Here is a 16290-nt window from a genome sequence, read left to right on the forward strand (position 1 = left end):
GCCGTCGCGGTTCGGCAAGGAACGCCATGACCGTTTCCATCCTGTCCGGCATTGCGATGACGCTTGTGGCCGCCTGGGGCGCCCTGGCCCTGTGGATACGCGCGCCGCTTGGGCGCGGATGGAAGTTCGCGGTGGTGCTGGCGTGGGTGTTGTCCGCGTTGGCCGCCCTTGCCGGACTGGTCTGGCATTCCTGGCGGCCGGGCCTGTACCTCCACGGCGCGGCGCTTGCCGCGCTGGTGACGTGGTGGCTGCGGGTGCGGCCATCGAACGATCGCCCGTGGATCGCCGAGGTCTCGCGCCAGACCCATGGCGAGGTCGCCGGCGATGAGGTCACGCTGCACAATGTGCGCAATTTCGATTGGCGCTCCCGCACCGACTTCACGCCTTGCTGGGAAACCCGCCGCTATGCCCTGGACGGCCTGCGCTCCGTGGATGTCGCCCTTTCGTACTGGGGCCGGGCCGCGATCGCGCATGCCCTGGTCTCCTTTGGGTTCGCCGGCGGCGGCCACGTCGTGTTCTCGGTCGAAATCCGGCGCAAGCAAGGCGACCGGTTTTCGGAGATCGGCGGCTTCTTCAAGCAGTACGAGCTGAGCGTGATCGCCTCGACCGAAGAGGACAGCCTGCGGGTGCGCACGAACGTACGCGGAGAAGACGGCTATCTGTATCGCGTGCACATGCCTCCCGGCGCGGCGCGCGAACTTTTTCTTGCCTATGTCGACACGGCGAACCGGCTGCTCGCCGCGCCACGCTTCTATCACACGCTGACCGCCAACTGCACCACCATCGTGTTCCAGATGGCGCGGCGCATCGTGCCCGGGCTGCCGCTGGATTACCGTCAGTTGTTGTCGGGCTACCTGCCCGAGTACCTTTACAAGCTGGACGCATTGCGGGGCGCGGGCAGCGCGGAACAATATCGCCGGCTGGGCCGCTACACGGACAGGGCGCTTGCCACCTACGAACGCGCGCAGTACTCGCGCAACATCAGGCGGGGCGTGCCGGGTATTGCCCAGGACGACCCCGCGCGGGAGCCCGGGAAATGACCGGTACGCCCCCGCGTTGCAGCCTGCCGGATTACGCCCGCCCGGCCGCCGCCGCCGCGGCGGGCGCCGCACGGAACGCGACGCCCAGGCGATTGAATGCATTCATCAATCCGATCGCGTAGGTCAGGTCGGCGAGTTCCAGCTCGTTGAATTCGGACGATGCCGCCGCATAGTCGTCCTGCGGGACGCCGGTCTCGGCCACGCGCGTGACCGTTTCCGCCCACGCCAGCGCGGCGCGTTCCCGGGCGCCGAATACCGGCCCCGCTTCGCGCCAGACGGGCACAAGGACGAGCTTGTCCACGGTCAAGCCCTGCTTGAGCAGGTCGCGCGAGTGCATGTCGATGCAGTACGCGCAGCCATTGATCTGCGAGACCCGCAGGTAGACCAGATTGATGAGTTCTTCGGGCAGGCTGCACTTTTTCAGGTACAGGTAGACGCCGCCGAAGGCCTTGTATCCTTCAGGTGCGGCCTTGGCGTAGTCGAGACGCTTGTTCATGTGGCTTCCTTGATAAGCTTGATTCACGGCCTCCATGGTGCGGCAGCTTGTCCCGTCCGAACAGGGCCATGATCCGGGTTAACGACTAGGACATGATGCGCCCGGCCACGGCTGGGCGCGGCGCGCCTCAGGGGGCCGCCGCCTTGTCCTTGAAAATGACCCCGTCCTTCATGATCAGCAGGAAGTTCTTGTCCGGATCGCCAATCAGCGAGATGTCCTGCAGCGGATCGCCGTCGACCAGAAGCAGATCGGCAAGCGCGCCTTCCCGCAGCACGCCCAGTTCCCCGCGATACGGATTGCGCAGGCCGGACAGTTTCAGAAGCTGCGCGTTCGTGCCGGTCGCCATGATCAGCGTTTGCGCCGGGGTGTACCACCGGGTCAGGCTCGCCAGGATCTTGCCCTGCTGTTCGGCCAGCGCGCTCGAAAACAGGATGTCGGTGCCGAACGCGGTCTTCAGCTTGTATTTGATCGCAAGCTGGTATGTCCTGTCGGTGCCGGCGAAGACCTCCTGGGCTTTCTCCCATTGGTCGGAACCCTTCGGAAATGCATCCGCGAGCGCGTCGGGGAAAGGCTGCGTGCTGAGCCAGATGCCCGCCTTGCCCATCATCTGCGCGGTTTCCTCGTCCATCAAGCTACCGTGCTCGATGCACAGGACGCCGGCCTTGATCGCCTGCTGGATCGCGGCCGGCGTGTAGGCGTGAACCGCCACGTAGGTGCCCCAGTTCGTCGCCGCTTCCACGGCCGCCCTGACCTCGGGCTCGGTGAAGGTCACGACGTCCAGCGGGCTGTGGGGCGACGACACGCCCCCGCCCGCGGTCAGCTTGATCTGCGTGGCGCCATGCATGAGCTGCTCCCGTGTGCGCAGGCGCACCTCGTCGGGACTGTCGGCGATGGCGCTGTCGCCCGCGATATCGTGCCTGGATGCCGGCACGCCCTGCGCGCGAGGCAGGTCCTGCATGGAACGGAAATCGCCATGTCCGCTGGTCACGCTGATCATGGCCCCGGAAGGATAGATGCGCGGCCCCGGGATCACGCCCTGGTCCACCGCCTGTTTCAGGCTGAACACCGCGCCGCCCAGATCGCGCACCGTGGTGAATCCGCGCATCAGCGTCTTGCGCGCCTCGGTGCCGGCGACGATGTTCAGATAGCCCACGTCCTGGGTCATTGCCGCCGCCACGGGCACGCCCACGAACATGCTGTGCCAATGCATGTCGATCAGGCCGGGCATCAAGGTGCGGCCGCCCCCGTTGATGACTCTTGCGCCGTCGGCGGGAATCTTGTCGCGCGAGACTTTGCGGATGATATTGCCCTGCACGAGCACGCTGCTCGGCGGACTCAGCTCTGACGACACGCCGTCGAATATGCGCACGTCTTCGAACAGGATTCTGGACGCCGCGGCAGCCTTGGCCTGATCGGCCTTGGCCTGCGCGGCAAGTGGATCCTGCCCTGCCGCCGGCAGTTCATGGGACAGCGCTGCCGCAGCGCTGAAAAGCAGCGCGCATGCGCCGAATGCGATACCGGGCCTGATGGACATGGACATTCCTTTCGTTGAAATCCCGCCCTGGCTTCAGGACGGAAACAGAATCGGGATCAGCGTCACGCTGACAAGCAGGGAAAAGACGGTCAGCGGCGTTCCCAGTTTCAGGTAATCGGAAAAACCGAAGCCGCCCGCCACGCTGACCAGCGCGTTCGACGGCGTGGAAACCGGCGACATGAACGCCGCGGACGAGGCGATGGCGACCGTCATCGCGAACGCATACGGCGAGGCATGCAGGTTCTCGGCGATGCTGATCGCCACGGGCCCCATCAGCACGGCGGTGGCCGTTCCCGACACGACAATGCCCAGGCTCACCGTGGCCAGGAACACCAGCGCGAGCTGGCCATAGATGCCCCAGCCGCCCGAGTAATGCAGCAGGAACTGCGCGGCCAGGTCCACCCCGCCGCTGCGCTCGAGCGCCAGCGCGAAGGGCAGCATCCCCACAATGAGTATCAGGGCGCGCCAGTTGATGGAGCGATACGCCACATCCAGGGTGACGCAGCCGAACAGGCCCATCATCAGGCACCCGATCAGGCCCGCCATCACATTGGGCACCCAGTCCGTCAGCATCAGGAAGATCACCGTGAACAGGGACAGCAGCGCATGCAGGGCGCGGTTGGGCACGGGCACCAGGGAATCGGCCTCGACCGGCATCGCCAGGCTCACCAGATCATGCTCCTCCGCCTGCAGCGAAAAAATGCCCGCCCAGGGTCCCACCACGAGCAGCGTGTCGCCCACCCTGAGCCGGGCTTCGGGCAGGTTGCGCACGGCCTTCTTGCCGCGCCAGAGCCCCACGACGAACAGCCCGTGCCGTTCCAGCACCACCGATTCGCGGGCGCTGGCCCCGACCAGCCGGGATTCCGACGGAACGATCACTTCAACCATGCCCACGTCCCGGGCCTGATCGGCGAAATACAGGCCCGCCACCGGCAGCCGCTTGAGCCGATGCCGGCCGCAGAAATCGTCGATGTCGAAGCTCTCGTCATCCATGTCGAGCAGCAGGATGTCGCCGGCCTCGAGCACGTCGTCCGCGGTCGCGCGCATCACCGCCCGGGCAAAGCGCGAACTGCGCTCGATCGCAATCACGCAGGCCGCCTTGCCGAGTTCGGCGCCGCAGGTTCCAAGCTGGCGCCCGACCAGGTCGGATTGTTCGGCGATGCGCAGGCGATAGGCCCTGTTTTGCAGCGAGTATTTCGCGGCCCAGTCTCCCAGGCTGGGCCGGCGGGTCCGGGTCTGGCTGCGGCCGGCGTCGATGAACCGCCGCGCGAACAGCATGTAGGCGACGCCGCCGGCCAGCACGACCGCGCCTATCGGCGTGAAGTCGAAGAACCGGAATCCCGTGTAGCCGGCGTACCCCAGCGCGCTGTTCAGCACCAGGTTGGGCGTGGTCGCGACCAGGGTCAGCATGCCGCTGATGGAAGCGGCCACGCCCATGGGCATGAGGATTCTTCGGCTGGCCATGCCGGACTTCCGGGCGATCCGCAGCACGATGGGTATGAAGATGGCGACCACCGCGGTGGAGCTCATCACGGCGCCCATCAGGCCGACCGCGCCCATCACCAGCAGGACCAGCCAGTTTTCGCTCTTGCCGCCATGACGCAGCAGCAGATCGCCCACGGCCTGCGCGACGCCGGTGCGGACCAGCCCCTCTCCCACCACGAAGAGGCATGCGATCAATATGATGTTGGGATTGGAGAACCCGTCCAACGCCTCGCGGTACGAAATCGTGCCGCTCAGGGGCAGCAGCAGCATGACCAGCAGCGCGACCGCGTCCGACCGGGGACGGCCGACGACGAAGAGCACGATGGCCACGACCAGAATGGCCAGCACAATCGCGAGATCGCTGCTCATGGTGGCGGATTCCCCGGGACCATGGCCGCGCCCTAGAACGCCGTGTTGCCAGTGCTGACGGCCCAGACGCCGACGCCGCTGGTCGCCAGCACGACCAGCAATATCGGCCATTCGAACGGCGCGAAGATGTTGCCTCGCTGTTCGCGCCGCGCAATCAGGAACAGTATCGTGCCCGGCGCGTAGATCAGCGCCGAGAGCACGAAGTACCGGAAACCTCCCGCATACACCAGTCCGGCCGCATAGACGGTCGCCACGACGGCCAGCCCCAGTTCGAAGCTCCGTCGCCGGCTCCAGCCGTTGTAGGCGTCTCCGCGCACCGCCACCATCAGGCCGAACCCCGCCACGAAGAAATACGGAATCAGGCTCATCGAGCTGGCCATGTTTTTGATCAGCACGAAGGTATCTTCAGTGAAAAGCGTGACGATCAGGAACCCCTGCACGATGCCGTTGCTGAGCCACAAGGCGGCCGCCGGCACGCCGTGGCGATTCTCGCGGCCCAGGAACGCGGGCATGATGGCCGCATGCGCCGCTGCCCGCAAGACTTCGGCGGCCAGCAGGATCCAGGCCAGGTAGGCGCCCGCCACCGACACCATCAGCCCCACGCTGACCAGTATGCCGCCCCACGGGCCGACGATCGATCTCAGCACGCCGGACAGCGACGGGTTGCGCAGCGCCGCCAGTTCCGCGCGCGGCAGGACCCCATAGGAGAGCATCGTCACCAGCACCAGCAAGGTCAGCACCAGCAGAAAGCCGAGCACCGTGGCGACCGCGACGTCATCCCTGCGCTTGGCATAGCGCGAATACACGCTCGCGCCCTCCACGCCCAGGAACACAAACACGGTGACCAGCATGGTGTTGCGGACCTGCTCCGCCAGCGTTCCCATGCCCTGCGCGTTCTGCCCTTCCAGGATGTTCTGGCGCAGCACGTCCAGGTCCACGGCAAGGCCCGCGACGATGATGAAAATGACGATGGGGACGATCTTGGCGATCGTCACCACCGTGTTCATGCCGGTGGCCTGGCGTATTCCGCGCAAGATCGCGAAATGCGTGGACCATAGCAAGACGGACGACACCAGCACGGCCGGAACCGTGTCGCCATCGCCAAAGAAGGGAAACACGGCGCCCAGCGTCGCCTTGAACACAACGAAATAGCTGACATTTCCCAGGCAGGCGGCCGTCCAATAACCCAGGGCTGCCAGAAACCCGATGTAGCGTCCGAAGCCGGCCTTGGCATAGGCGAAAATGCCGGCGTCCAGATCAGGACGCCGGCGCGACAGGAATTGGAAGACCATCGCCAGCGTCAGCATGCCGGTGCCGGCGATGGTCCAGGCGACCAGTCCGCCGATGGGCCCGGTATTGCGCGCGAAGATGCTGGGCAGGGAGAATATCCCCGCCCCCACCATCGAACCCACCACCATGGCGGCCAGCGCCATGCGAGAAAGTTTGGCAGTTTCCACGCTCACGATCGCCTCCTGAGCAATCTCCGCTTACCCATGCTTCGGCCGGAGCGGGAACCCGCCCGCCGGGTTCCGCCCGCGGCACGCCTGTCCGCCCTAGGCGGGGTCCCGGGAAATGGGGCAGGTCATGCAGTGGCCGCCGCCCCGGCCGCGCCCCAGTTCCGCGCCGACGAAGGTGATGACCTCGATGCCCGCCTTGCGCAGCAGCGTGTTCGTGTACACGTTGCGGTCATAGGCAAGCACGACCCCCGGCGAAATCGCAACCAGGTTGGCGCCGCTATCCCACTGCGTACGCTCCCGCAGGTAGGCATTGCCGCCGGTCTCGACGACGCGCATCTTCTTGACCCCCAGGGCCTCGCCGATCACCTCCACCAGCGACCCCTTGTCCTTGTGCAGCTCCAATTGGCCCGGACCTTTGCCCGGACGGTAGGAAAAGGCCTGGATGTTGTTGACGATGTCCGGGTACATCAGCACGCAGTCGCGGTCCGCGAACGTCAGCACCGTGTCCAGATGCATGGCGGCGCGCAGCTTGGGCATGGCCGCGACGATCACCCGGTCCACCGCGTTCTTCGCGAACAGGGCGGCCGCGAGCTGGCTGATGGCCTGGCGCGAGGTGCGTTCGCTCATGCCTATCATCACCGTGCGGTTACCGATCGGCATGACGTCGCCGCCTTCAAGCGTGGCCAGCCCGTGGTCGGCCGTCGGGTCGCCCCACCACACGTTCACCTTGCCGGCAAAACGCGGATGGAACTTGTAGATCGACGAAGTCAGAATCGTCTCTTCATGACGCGCGGGCCAGTACAACGGATTGAGCGTGACGCCGCCGTAGATCCAGCAAGTGGTGTCGCGCGTGTACAGCGTGTTGGGAACGGGCGGCAGCAGGTATTCGGTAACGCCGGCCGCTTCCTTGATGAGCATCAGCTGTTCGCCGCCGATGGATTCCGGGAACTCCTCGGTGGACAGTCCCCCGATCAGCGTTTCCGCCAGCTTGCGCGCCGGCAGCCCGTCCAGGTAGCTGCGGATCTCGTCGATCAACCCCAGGCCCACCTGGTTGGCCACGACCTGGTTGTCGAGAATCCACTTCCGCGCTTCAGGAATCTCGACCGTTTCGGCCAGAAGGTTATGCATTTCGATGACGTCGACGCCGCGGTCGCGCATCTTGGTGATGAAGTCGAAATGGTCCCGCTTGGCGTTGTCCACCCACATGACGTCGTCAAACAGCAGCGCGTCGCAATTGGATGGGGTCAATCTCTCGTGGGCCCGGCCCGGCGCGCATACCATCACGGTGCGCAGTTGCCCGACTTCTGAATGGACTCCAAATTCTTCGGTATCAGCCATGACTAGCTCCCAGACGTTAAATGGCGATCCAGCCGTAGACCAGGCCGACGATAGCGGCCAGGCATCCGATGCACGCCACGATGAAAACGATCAACTCCCACCCTTTGAAGAGCGATCTGCCTTGCTCGCGCCGAGCCCAGAAATACAGGACCGTCCCAGGCGCGTACAACAGTGCCGACAGCAATACGAACTTCAGGCCTCCGGCGAAGATCATGAAGGCGGTGTACAGGGCCGCGATGGCGGCCAGTATCAGATCGCGGTTGCGGTCCTTGCCGTCGATATAGGTCTCTCCGCGCTTGGCCAGCATGAATCCGAACGCGGCGACCAGGAAGTACGGAATCAGCGACATCGCGCTGGTCAGGCTGAGCATCAGGGCGAACGCGTCGCGCGACCAATACGTGCTGATGACGAAGAGCTGCACGATGATGTTGGTCACCCACAGCGCCACGACGGGCACGCCGTTCTTGTTCTCGCGGGCGAACGCGCGCGGCATGTCTTCGTTCTTCGAGGCCGCATGCATCACCTCGGCGCAGATCAGCGACCAGGCCAGATAGGCGCCCAGCACCGAAATGATGAGCCCCGCGCTGACGAACACGGCGCCCCAGGGCCCCACCACCGATTCCAGCACCCCGGCCATGGACGGCTGGCGCAGCCCGGCGATGTCTCCCTGTTCCATGACCGCGTAGGGCAGCAGCGTGACCAGCACCATCAGGCACAGCGCGGTGACAAACCCGATCAGCGTGGCCACCCCCACGTGCGATCGCTTGGTGGCGAACCGGGAATAGACGCTGGCGCCCTCGATGCCGAGAAAGACGAAGACGGTCACCAGCATGGTCAGCCGCACCTGCTCGAAGAGGCTGTAGCCGCTGCGGTCGCCCCAGAAGTTGACGCGAAACAGATCGAGCTTGAAGGCGATGGCCAGCACGATGATGAAGACCACGATCGGGATGATCTTGGCCACCGTCACCACGGCGTTGATGAACGCCGCCTGCTGCACGCCGCGCAGGATCATGAAGTGGAACAGCCAGATCCCCACCGAGGCCGTCGCGATCGCGATCACCGTGTTGCCGTCTCCGAAGATCGGAAAGAAGGCGCCCAGCGTGGACTTGATCAGCACCCAGTACGACACGTTGCCGATGCAGCTTCCGATCCAGTAGCCGAACGCCGACAGAAAGCCCAGATAATCGCCGAAGCCCGCCTTGGCGTAGGCGAACACGCCCGCGTCAAGTTCGGGCTTGCGTTCGGCCAGCGACTGGAATACCCGCGCCAGCGTGTACATGCCCGCGCCGGCAATGATCCACGCGATCACGGCGCCAACCACGCCGGTCGCGCCGCCAAAGGTTCTGGGCAGGGAGAAGATCCCGGCGCCGATCATCGAACCCACCACCATGCCGGTCAAGGCAAGCAATCCTAGCTTCTTGGGAGTACTGCTTTCCATCATGCACCTCCAAAATTGAGCAAATCAGCTTTTTGAAGCCTCTCGGTTGAAATTGGCGGTGGCGGTATACACCGTCGTCATGGTGATAAGCAGCGGCACGCCGATGAAAGTGCCGGGGATGCCCCACACCAGTCCCCAGAAAAACACCGCAACCATCACCATCAGCGGCGATAAGGAGAAAGCGCTGCCAGCCAGCCTGGGTTCCAGATAGCAGCCGTAAACAATCTGTATGCAGTTCAGGACCACGAGCACCGCGATGCTGGTCTGAAGGGATCCGTACTGGACAAAGGCAAAGAACGCGGGGAAGACCGTCGCGACCAGGGGGCCCAGGAAGGGGATGTAGTTCAGCAGGAACGCCAGCCCGCCCCAGGCGGTCGCCAATTCAAGTCCCGCATAGATCGCGAACAGCCAGACCGTCACGCCGGTCAACACGCTGGCCACGGTGCGGATCACCATGTACCGGCGCAGCTTGCTGGCCACCTGGCGGGCGATTTCCATCCATCGCCTGGCACGCTCCTCGCCCAGCAGGCGGTTCATCCGGTCGGGGGCTTCGTCCAGTTCGAACAGGCCCAGGGCGATGAAGACGAAGGACAGGAATATCAGCCCCAGCATGCTGTTGATCCGTACAGCGATCTCCTGGATGGCCCGGACCAGCCAGGAAACATTGAAGCTGTCCTGGAACATGCGGATCACCAGCGCCCCATGCGGGTGCAGGGTCTCGGTCTCCAGCGTGAACAGGCGCTGGAAGCGCCCTGCATTGGCCATGACCCACTGAGCCACCAGGCTGAAGCCCCAGCCCGCCAGTGACAGGAACACGAGCGAGACGGCCAGCGTGACCAGCAGGACCGCGATGGCCGCCAGCGGCGCGGGCATCTTGCGGCCCAGGGACTGCCGCAACGGCGCCACCAGGCAGATCAGGAACAACGCGAACGTCAAGGGCACGAAGACCGGGCTGGCCAGGTACAGCAGGCCCAGTATCAAGATGGCGCAGATTCCGGACAATGCGAAGGACGTCATCTTGGTATCACCCCGTCAACACGGTTGATCAGATAGGCATAGAAGGGATTCGAGGTCAGCCGGGTCAGCGTGTCCATGCCGATGACGAAGGCGCCTACCTCGCCCCGCATCGACATCGCGCCCAGGCTGATTCCAAACTCCTCGATGTTGTCCGGGTGCATTCCGTACAGGGCGTCATTGGTCGGAAAGGGCAGCGCCACGTGCGATAAGGAATAGACCTCGCGCGGATAATCCAAGCCGATGGGGCGTTCCACGATCTCGGTGGAGTTGGCCTCGATCACACGCGCGACCATCGCGCTGGACGCCTCGGTGGCGTTAGTCACGATGGTCAGCCGGTAGTTGCGCTTTTCGCCGGGAAGCGTGCCCGCCAGGGACCAGGCCACGCCCCGGCGAAACAGCGGCCCGAGCTTCGTGGCGCGGTTCAGGTCGAACAGCACCAGGTCGCTGCCATTGGCGGGCAGGCGCGCGTACAGGGCATTGATGAGCGCGCGCGTGCTGACCGTGAAGTCCAGGACCGAATGGAAGGTGATGACGGGCGGCAGGCGCTCCAGATTGCCCGACCGCTGCTGCGCGGCGATCCTGTCCTGCAGCGTCTGCGTCAGCTCGAACGACTGGCGGGCCGCGTGGACGGGGAAGGAGTTGTACTTGAATGGGTTGAACTCGGGAACGATGCTCAGCCAGGCGGCCTTGGCGAAGGCCGGCAGCACGGCGGGCAGGCCGGCCAGCCCCGCGAAGCGCGCGAAGGCCGTGATGCCGACCATCGGCGAGATCAGCACCAGCCGGTCGGGCGCGCCCAGCTTGGGGTCATCAAGCGCATCCAGCGCGTGCATCAGGGCCAGCGCGCCGCCGTTTGAAAACCCCACCAGGTGCAACGGCAGGGGGGCGGGCACGCGGCGGCGGGCTTCGCGCACGGCAAGCCGCGTGGCCGCCGCCCAGTCTTCCCAATGGGCCTCCGTCAGGCCGCCGGGCACCGTGCCATGGCCCGGCATCCGGATGGCGATGGCCACGTAGCCCACGGACTGGTAATGCGCGGCGATGTGCCTCAGGCTGTAAGGAGAATCGGTGAGCCCGTGCAACAGCACGGCCACGCCCACGGGCTCGCCGGCCGGCAGCAGCACGAACGATCGGTTCCAGTCATGCGCGAAATGCTCTGGATACACTTTCGCGCCCGAAAAATACCGGTTGCTGTCCACCTTGTCTTCCGGCTGCAGCGTGTCGCCCACGTTCTGCCGCACCAGCGCAAAGAGCTTTTCCTCGTGCGCGAGGTAATCCTGCCAGGAGCTCCGGTCCAGCCGATCCGCATCCATGTCCTCCGGCACATAGGTGTGCCAGGCCGCCAGCGGCGGGCCTTGCTGGATGTCGTAGAGCCTGACACCCATCAGGGTGCCGGCGATCAACACCACGCCCACGGCCAGAATCACGGCCGCCTTCTTCAGACGCCGCCACGACACGCTGGGCGCGGATCCGGCCGTCTTTTCTCTGTTCACTGCGCGCCCCCCTCGCCCGCCGCCGACAAGACCTCGGTCACGGCCACGACGTCCTGTTCGTCGCCCCCGCCCAGCGCCACGTAGAGCGACACGCCATTCTGAAGCTGCGCGGCCCGTAGCGATAACATCTGCTGTTCCGCGGTGAAGAGTCCGCGCCGGGCATCCACGACCTCCAGATAGATGGATATGCCGTTCTGATACCGCAGGTCCGCGGTTTCGGCGAGCCGCCGCTGGGCCTGGATGGCCATCTCCTGGGCCGCGACCTGTTCCTGGAACCGCTTGCGGCTCTCCAGCGCCGTCGCCACCTCGCTGAACGCGGTCTGCACGGTCTTCCTGTAATTGGCGACCAGCTCGTCGCGCTGCGCCAGCGCCAGATTCACGGCCGCGCGCCGCTGCCCGAAGTCGAAGATCGGCAGTCCTATTCCGCCGCCAAAGCTCCAGATCTTGCTCGGTGACGAGAACAGGTCGGACAGCTCGGTGGATGCGTAGCCGAGCGATCCCGTCAGCGCGATGCGCGGAAACAGCGCGGCGCGGGCGGCGCCGATGTTCGCGTTGGCGCTGCGCAGCCGGTTCTCCGCCTGCCGGATGTCGGGCCTGACCGTCAGCAGGGACGACGGCAAGCCCGGACTCAGCGCGTCGAACTGCCCCGCCGCCTCGATCGGCAGGATTCCCGGCACATCGCCTTCGCGGTTCTCGCCGACCAGCACCCACAGCCGGTTCCAGTGCGCGGCCGTGGTGCGCTGCCATTCGGCAAGCTGGGTCTGCGCCTGCGTCAGAAGAATGGCCGACTGTTCATAATCGACCAGCGACGTGGCCCCCGCGTCCAGCCTATCCTTGGCCACGCTCATCGCGTAGCTGCGCGTCTCCACGGTGCGCCGCGCCAGCGCGATGCCCTCCTCGCCCGCCCGCGCGTCGTAATAGGTGGAGGCCACGTTGGCGATCAAGGACAGGCGAAACGCCCGCTGCCCTTCGACCGTCGCCAGGAACTGTTGCAGGGCCGACTCGGTCATGTTGCGCACCCGGCCCCAGAAGTCGAGCTCGAAGGACGAGACCATCAACTGCGCGCTGAACTGGTTGAACTGCACGGTTTGCCGGCTGTCCGCCAGGGCCGGGTCCAGGGACGACAGCGGCGACTGATTGCGAGACGCGGCGGCGCCCGCGTCCAGATGCGGGAGCAGGTTGGCGCGCTCGATTCGGTAAAAGGCGCGCGCCTGTTCGATCCGGGCCGTGGCGGCGGCAAGGTCCTGGTTCAGTTCCAGCGACTTGGCGATCAGCAGCTTGAGCTGGGCGTCCCCAAAGAACTCCTGCCACGAAACCTGCTGCGCGGCCAGCGCGTCCACGGGGACTTCGCCGGGAAAGTACGCGGGCGACGCCACTTCAGGCGTGCGGTAATCCGGCGCCAGATTGCAGGCGGCAAGGCTCCAGCCCAGAGCGGCCACAACGACGACTCGGGCCCGCTTCATGGGTTGTCCCCCTGTTCTTGCGCCTTGGCCTGCGCCTTGGCGGCATCCGGACGTTTCCCGGACCAGCGTCTGGCGACCATGTAGAACAGCGGCGTGAAAAACACGCCAAACAGTGTCGCGGTGAGCATGCTGCCCATCACGCTGGTCCCGACCGCCTGGCGGCTGGCCGCGCCGGCGCCCGTGGCGAACACCAGCGGCAGCATGCCCAGCACGAAGGTGACGCTCGTCATGACGATGGGGCGCAGCCGTTGCCGGGCGGCGTCGACCACGGCCTCTTTTCTGTCCCTGCCCTCCAGCTCTTCCTTCAGCGCGAACTCGACGATCAGGATGCCGTTCTTGGCGGCCAGCCCGATGATGGTGACCAGCCCGATGTTGAAGTAGATGTCCGCGGACATGCCGCGGCCCAGCGTGAACGCGGCCGCGCCCAATACCCCGAAAGGCAGGATCAGCAGCACGGACACGGGCACGGACCAGCTCTCGTAAAGCGCGGACAGCAGCAGGAACACCACGACCAGCGACAGGCCGAGAAGCAGGGCGACCTGGTTCCCCGCCTGCTGCTCTTCGAATGCCGTGCCGGTCCATTCGAACGTGATCCCCTGCGGCAGCACGCGCTCGGCGATGGCCTCCATTTCAGCAAGCGCCACCCCGCTGGAGCGCCCCGCGGCGGCCTCGCCCGATATGGTGATCGACGGAAAGCCGTTGTAGCGTTCGAGCTGCTGCGGCCCGTCTATCCAGCGCATGCGCGAAAACGCGGAGAACGGCACCATCTCGCCGCGGTTGTTGGGCAACTGCAAGGCGGCGATGTCCTGCGGCAGCATGCGCTGCTGCGCCTCGGCCTGGATGAACACGCGCTGCACCGCGCCTTCGTGCAGGAAGTCATTGACGTAGTTCGAACCGAACGCGAAGGTCAATGCCTGGTTCACCTGCGCCACCTGCAGGCCCAACGCCCGGGCATGCACGCGGTCGATCTCCACATACAGCCGGGGTCCGGGCGGCATGCCGTCCAGGCGCACGCCCGCCAGCAAGGGGCTGCTCGCCGCCGCCGCGATCATTGCCGCCCCCGTCTCGGTCAACCCCGCGCCGCCCTGCGCGGTGCGGTCCTGGACCTTCATGGAGAAACCCGACGCATTGCCCATCGAAGGAATGGGCGGGGGATTCAAGGCAAAGATCATTGCCTGCGGAATGGCGCGGAAGTTCAGGTTGCTGCGCCCGACCAGCGCGTCGACCGCGTCGCTGCGCGCGGTGCGCTCGCCCCAGGGATGAAGATCCACGAACGACAGCGCCGCCGTCTGCCCCTGGCCGAAGAAGTTGAAGCCCACCACGGATGCGACGTTGCGCACGGCCGGCTGCTCGCGCAGCATGCTTTCGGCCTGCTCCACCGCGATCTGCGTCTGGTCGGCCGTGGTGCCCGGCGCGCCGGTGTACGACACGAAGAAATAGCCCTGGTCTTCTAGCGGCAGATACCCCCCCGGCAGCCGCGAGAACAGGAAGACCGTCAGCCCGCAGACGCCAAGAAAAATCAGCATCCAGCGCAAGGGGCGCACCACCATGTGCTCGACCGCGCGCACATACTGGCGCGTCACGGCGTCAAAGCCCGCGTTGAATTTGTCGAACACCCACATCTTGGCCCGCGAGACCGGCCCCCTGGGCGGCCGGCCGTCGGAGAGCTTGAGCAAGGTGGCGCACAGCGCGGCGCCCAGCGAAAGCGCCAGCACCGTGGACACGACGATGGCCACCGACAACGTGATGGAGAACTGGCGATAGATGGCGCCGCTGGAGCCGGGGAACATCGCCATCGGCACGAACACCGCGACCAGGACGAGCGTGCTGGCGATGATCGGCCCCCAGACCTGGCCGATCGCCTTGCGCGTGGCCTCGGAGGCGGAAAGCCTTTCATCCTTCATGATGCGCGCGACGTTTTCCGCCACGACAATGGCGTCGTCGTTCAGCACGCCGATCGCGACCACCATGCCGAACAGTGATAACAGATTGATGGACGCGCCGAACATGAAGAGGCCGGCGCAGGTGCCGACCAGCGCGATCGGCACGATCAGCGTCGGGATCAGCGTGCTTCTCCAGCTCTGCAGGAACAGAAACACCATGGCGGTGACCAGCAGCAGCGCCTCCCCCATCGTGACCAGCACGGAGCTGATCGACGTGGTGATGAACGGCGTGGTGTCGAACGGCACCGTCCAGCCCACCCCGGCGGGAAACACGGATTCCAGTTCGCTCATCCGCTGCCTGACCTGCTGCGCGACGTCCAGCGCATTGGCGTCGTTGGCCAGTTGTATGGCGATGCCCGCCGCGTCCTTGCCGTTGACGCTGAGCCGGAAGTTGTAGCTTTCGTTGCCCAGTTCCACGCGGGCGACGTCGCCCAGGCGCACCAGCGACCCGTCGTTATTGACACGCAGGATGACCTGCCTGAACTGCTCTGGCGTCGAGAACCGGCTTTGGGCGACGATCTGCGCGTTGAAGTCGGCGCCCGGCGCCAGCGGCAGGTCGCCCAGCGAACCGCCGATGGTCTGCGCATTCTGTTCCTGCACCGCGCGCAGCGCGTCGCCGGCGGACATCTGGAAGCTTGCCAGCTTGCGCTCATCCAGCCAGATCCGCATGGCGTAGGACGAGCCGAACAGTTGCACGTCGCCCACGCCGGGTATTCGGCGCAGCTCATTCAGAATGTTGTTGGAGGCGAAGTTCCCCATCTCCACCGCGCTGACATTGCCGCTTTCGGATTGCAGCGCCAGCAGCATCAGAAAGCCGGACGACGCCTTGGTGACCGACACGCCAAGCTGGCGGACTTCCTGCGGCAAGCGCGGTTCGACACGGCTCAGGCGGTCCTGCACCTGACTGCGCGCGACGTCCAGATCCGTGCCCGGCTTGAGCGTTACCGTGATCTGGGACGTGCCATTGGCGCGGCTGACCGACGCCATGTAAAGGAAATTGTCCACGCCATTCATTTCCTCCTCGATGATGGAGGTCACGGTGCGGTCGATGGTCGTCGTATCCGCGCCCCGGAAGGTCGACTGGATCGTGATGGAAGGCGGCGCGATGTTGGGATATTGCTCGACCGGAAGCAGCAGCAGCGCAATGCCGCCGAACAGCAGGATGAACAGCGCGACCACCCACGCAAACACTGGTCGCAACACGAAAAATGAGCCCATGGCCG

The 16290-nt window shown here is 65.5% G+C and carries 11 protein-coding genes; 1 reads left to right on the forward strand and 10 read right to left on the reverse strand.

Translation table 11 applies throughout. The features are described 5' to 3' along the window. Window positions 1-26 precede the first annotated feature (26 nt). The gene (locus ASE30_RS23360; protein WP_057286677.1) at window positions 27-1040 is read left to right on the forward strand and encodes a DUF4105 domain-containing protein; all 1014 of its coding nucleotides are present in this window, start codon (window positions 27-29) and stop codon (window positions 1038-1040) included. Between the two features lie 31 nt (window positions 1041-1071). Here ASE30_RS23360 and ASE30_RS23365 read toward each other — a convergent pair whose 3' ends face one another. The 10 genes from ASE30_RS23365 to ASE30_RS23410 form a co-directional block, all read right to left on the reverse strand. Next, window positions 1072-1536: a carboxymuconolactone decarboxylase family protein gene (locus tag ASE30_RS23365; protein WP_057286678.1), complete on the reverse strand. Its 465-nt coding sequence runs from the start codon at window positions 1534-1536 to the stop codon at window positions 1072-1074. Between the two features lie 127 nt (window positions 1537-1663). Beyond that, the gene (locus ASE30_RS23370; RefSeq protein WP_082601702.1) at window positions 1664-3070 is read right to left on the reverse strand and encodes an amidohydrolase family protein; all 1407 of its coding nucleotides are present in this window, start codon (window positions 3068-3070) and stop codon (window positions 1664-1666) included. A 33-nt stretch (window positions 3071-3103) separates the two neighbouring features. Then, window positions 3104-4924, reverse strand: a complete 1821-nt coding sequence (locus tag ASE30_RS23375) for an SLC13 family permease (protein WP_057286679.1) — start codon at window positions 4922-4924, stop codon at window positions 3104-3106. A 32-nt stretch (window positions 4925-4956) separates the two neighbouring features. After that, window positions 4957-6381 carry a basic amino acid/polyamine antiporter gene (locus ASE30_RS23380; RefSeq protein ID WP_082601726.1) on the reverse strand — a complete coding sequence of 475 codons (1425 nt, stop codon included), beginning with the start codon at window positions 6379-6381 and terminating at the stop codon, window positions 4957-4959. 96 nt (window positions 6382-6477) lie between these two features. After that, on the reverse strand, window positions 6478-7719 hold the full coding sequence (gene arcA / locus ASE30_RS23385) for an arginine deiminase (RefSeq protein ID WP_057286681.1): 1242 nt from the start codon (window positions 7717-7719) through the stop codon (window positions 6478-6480). 16 nt (window positions 7720-7735) lie between these two features. Beyond that, window positions 7736-9157 carry a basic amino acid/polyamine antiporter gene (locus ASE30_RS23390; protein ID WP_057286682.1) on the reverse strand — a complete coding sequence of 474 codons (1422 nt, stop codon included), beginning with the start codon at window positions 9155-9157 and terminating at the stop codon, window positions 7736-7738. Between the two features lie 24 nt (window positions 9158-9181). Then, on the reverse strand, window positions 9182-10174 hold the full coding sequence (locus tag ASE30_RS23395) for an AI-2E family transporter (RefSeq protein ID WP_057286683.1): 993 nt from the start codon (window positions 10172-10174) through the stop codon (window positions 9182-9184). Then, the gene (locus tag ASE30_RS23400; protein WP_200964470.1) at window positions 10171-11661 is read right to left on the reverse strand and encodes a carboxylesterase; all 1491 of its coding nucleotides are present in this window, start codon (window positions 11659-11661) and stop codon (window positions 10171-10173) included. The genes ASE30_RS23395 and ASE30_RS23400 overlap by 4 nt, the downstream gene beginning before the upstream one ends. Next, the gene (locus ASE30_RS23405; protein WP_057286684.1) at window positions 11658-13124 is read right to left on the reverse strand and encodes an efflux transporter outer membrane subunit; all 1467 of its coding nucleotides are present in this window, start codon (window positions 13122-13124) and stop codon (window positions 11658-11660) included. Before ASE30_RS23405 ends, ASE30_RS23400 begins: the two co-directional genes overlap by 4 nt. Continuing rightward, window positions 13121-16285 carry a multidrug efflux RND transporter permease subunit gene (locus ASE30_RS23410; protein ID WP_057286685.1) on the reverse strand — a complete coding sequence of 1055 codons (3165 nt, stop codon included), beginning with the start codon at window positions 16283-16285 and terminating at the stop codon, window positions 13121-13123. Before ASE30_RS23410 ends, ASE30_RS23405 begins: the two co-directional genes overlap by 4 nt. Window positions 16286-16290: the final 5 nt, after the last annotated feature.

Source organism: Achromobacter sp. Root83 (assembly GCF_001428845.1).
Taxonomy (GTDB): domain Bacteria; phylum Pseudomonadota; class Gammaproteobacteria; order Burkholderiales; family Burkholderiaceae_B; genus Achromobacter.

What these genes read in the sequence shown, in the direction of transcription:
- ASE30_RS23395 (WP_057286683.1), bottom strand. Translation starts at nt 10,174, where the DNA reads ATGACGTCCTTCGCATTGTCCGGAATCTGCGCCATCTTGATACTGGGC.
- ASE30_RS23405 (WP_057286684.1), bottom strand. Translation starts at nt 13,124, where the DNA reads ATGAAGCGGGCCCGAGTCGTCGTTGTGGCCGCTCTGGGCTGGAGCCTT.
- ASE30_RS23410 (WP_057286685.1), bottom strand. Translation starts at nt 16,285, where the DNA reads ATGGGCTCATTTTTCGTGTTGCGACCAGTGTTTGCGTGGGTGGTCGCG.
- arcA (WP_057286681.1), bottom strand. Translation starts at nt 7,719, where the DNA reads ATGGCTGATACCGAAGAATTTGGAGTCCATTCAGAAGTCGGGCAACTG.
- ASE30_RS23365 (WP_057286678.1), bottom strand. Translation starts at nt 1,536, where the DNA reads ATGAACAAGCGTCTCGACTACGCCAAGGCCGCACCTGAAGGATACAAG.
- ASE30_RS23360 (WP_057286677.1), top strand. Translation starts at nt 27, where the DNA reads ATGACCGTTTCCATCCTGTCCGGCATTGCGATGACGCTTGTGGCCGCC.
- ASE30_RS23375 (WP_057286679.1), bottom strand. Translation starts at nt 4,924, where the DNA reads ATGAGCAGCGATCTCGCGATTGTGCTGGCCATTCTGGTCGTGGCCATC.
- ASE30_RS23370 (WP_082601702.1), bottom strand. Translation starts at nt 3,070, where the DNA reads ATGTCCATCAGGCCCGGTATCGCATTCGGCGCATGCGCGCTGCTTTTC.
- ASE30_RS23390 (WP_057286682.1), bottom strand. Translation starts at nt 9,157, where the DNA reads ATGGAAAGCAGTACTCCCAAGAAGCTAGGATTGCTTGCCTTGACCGGC.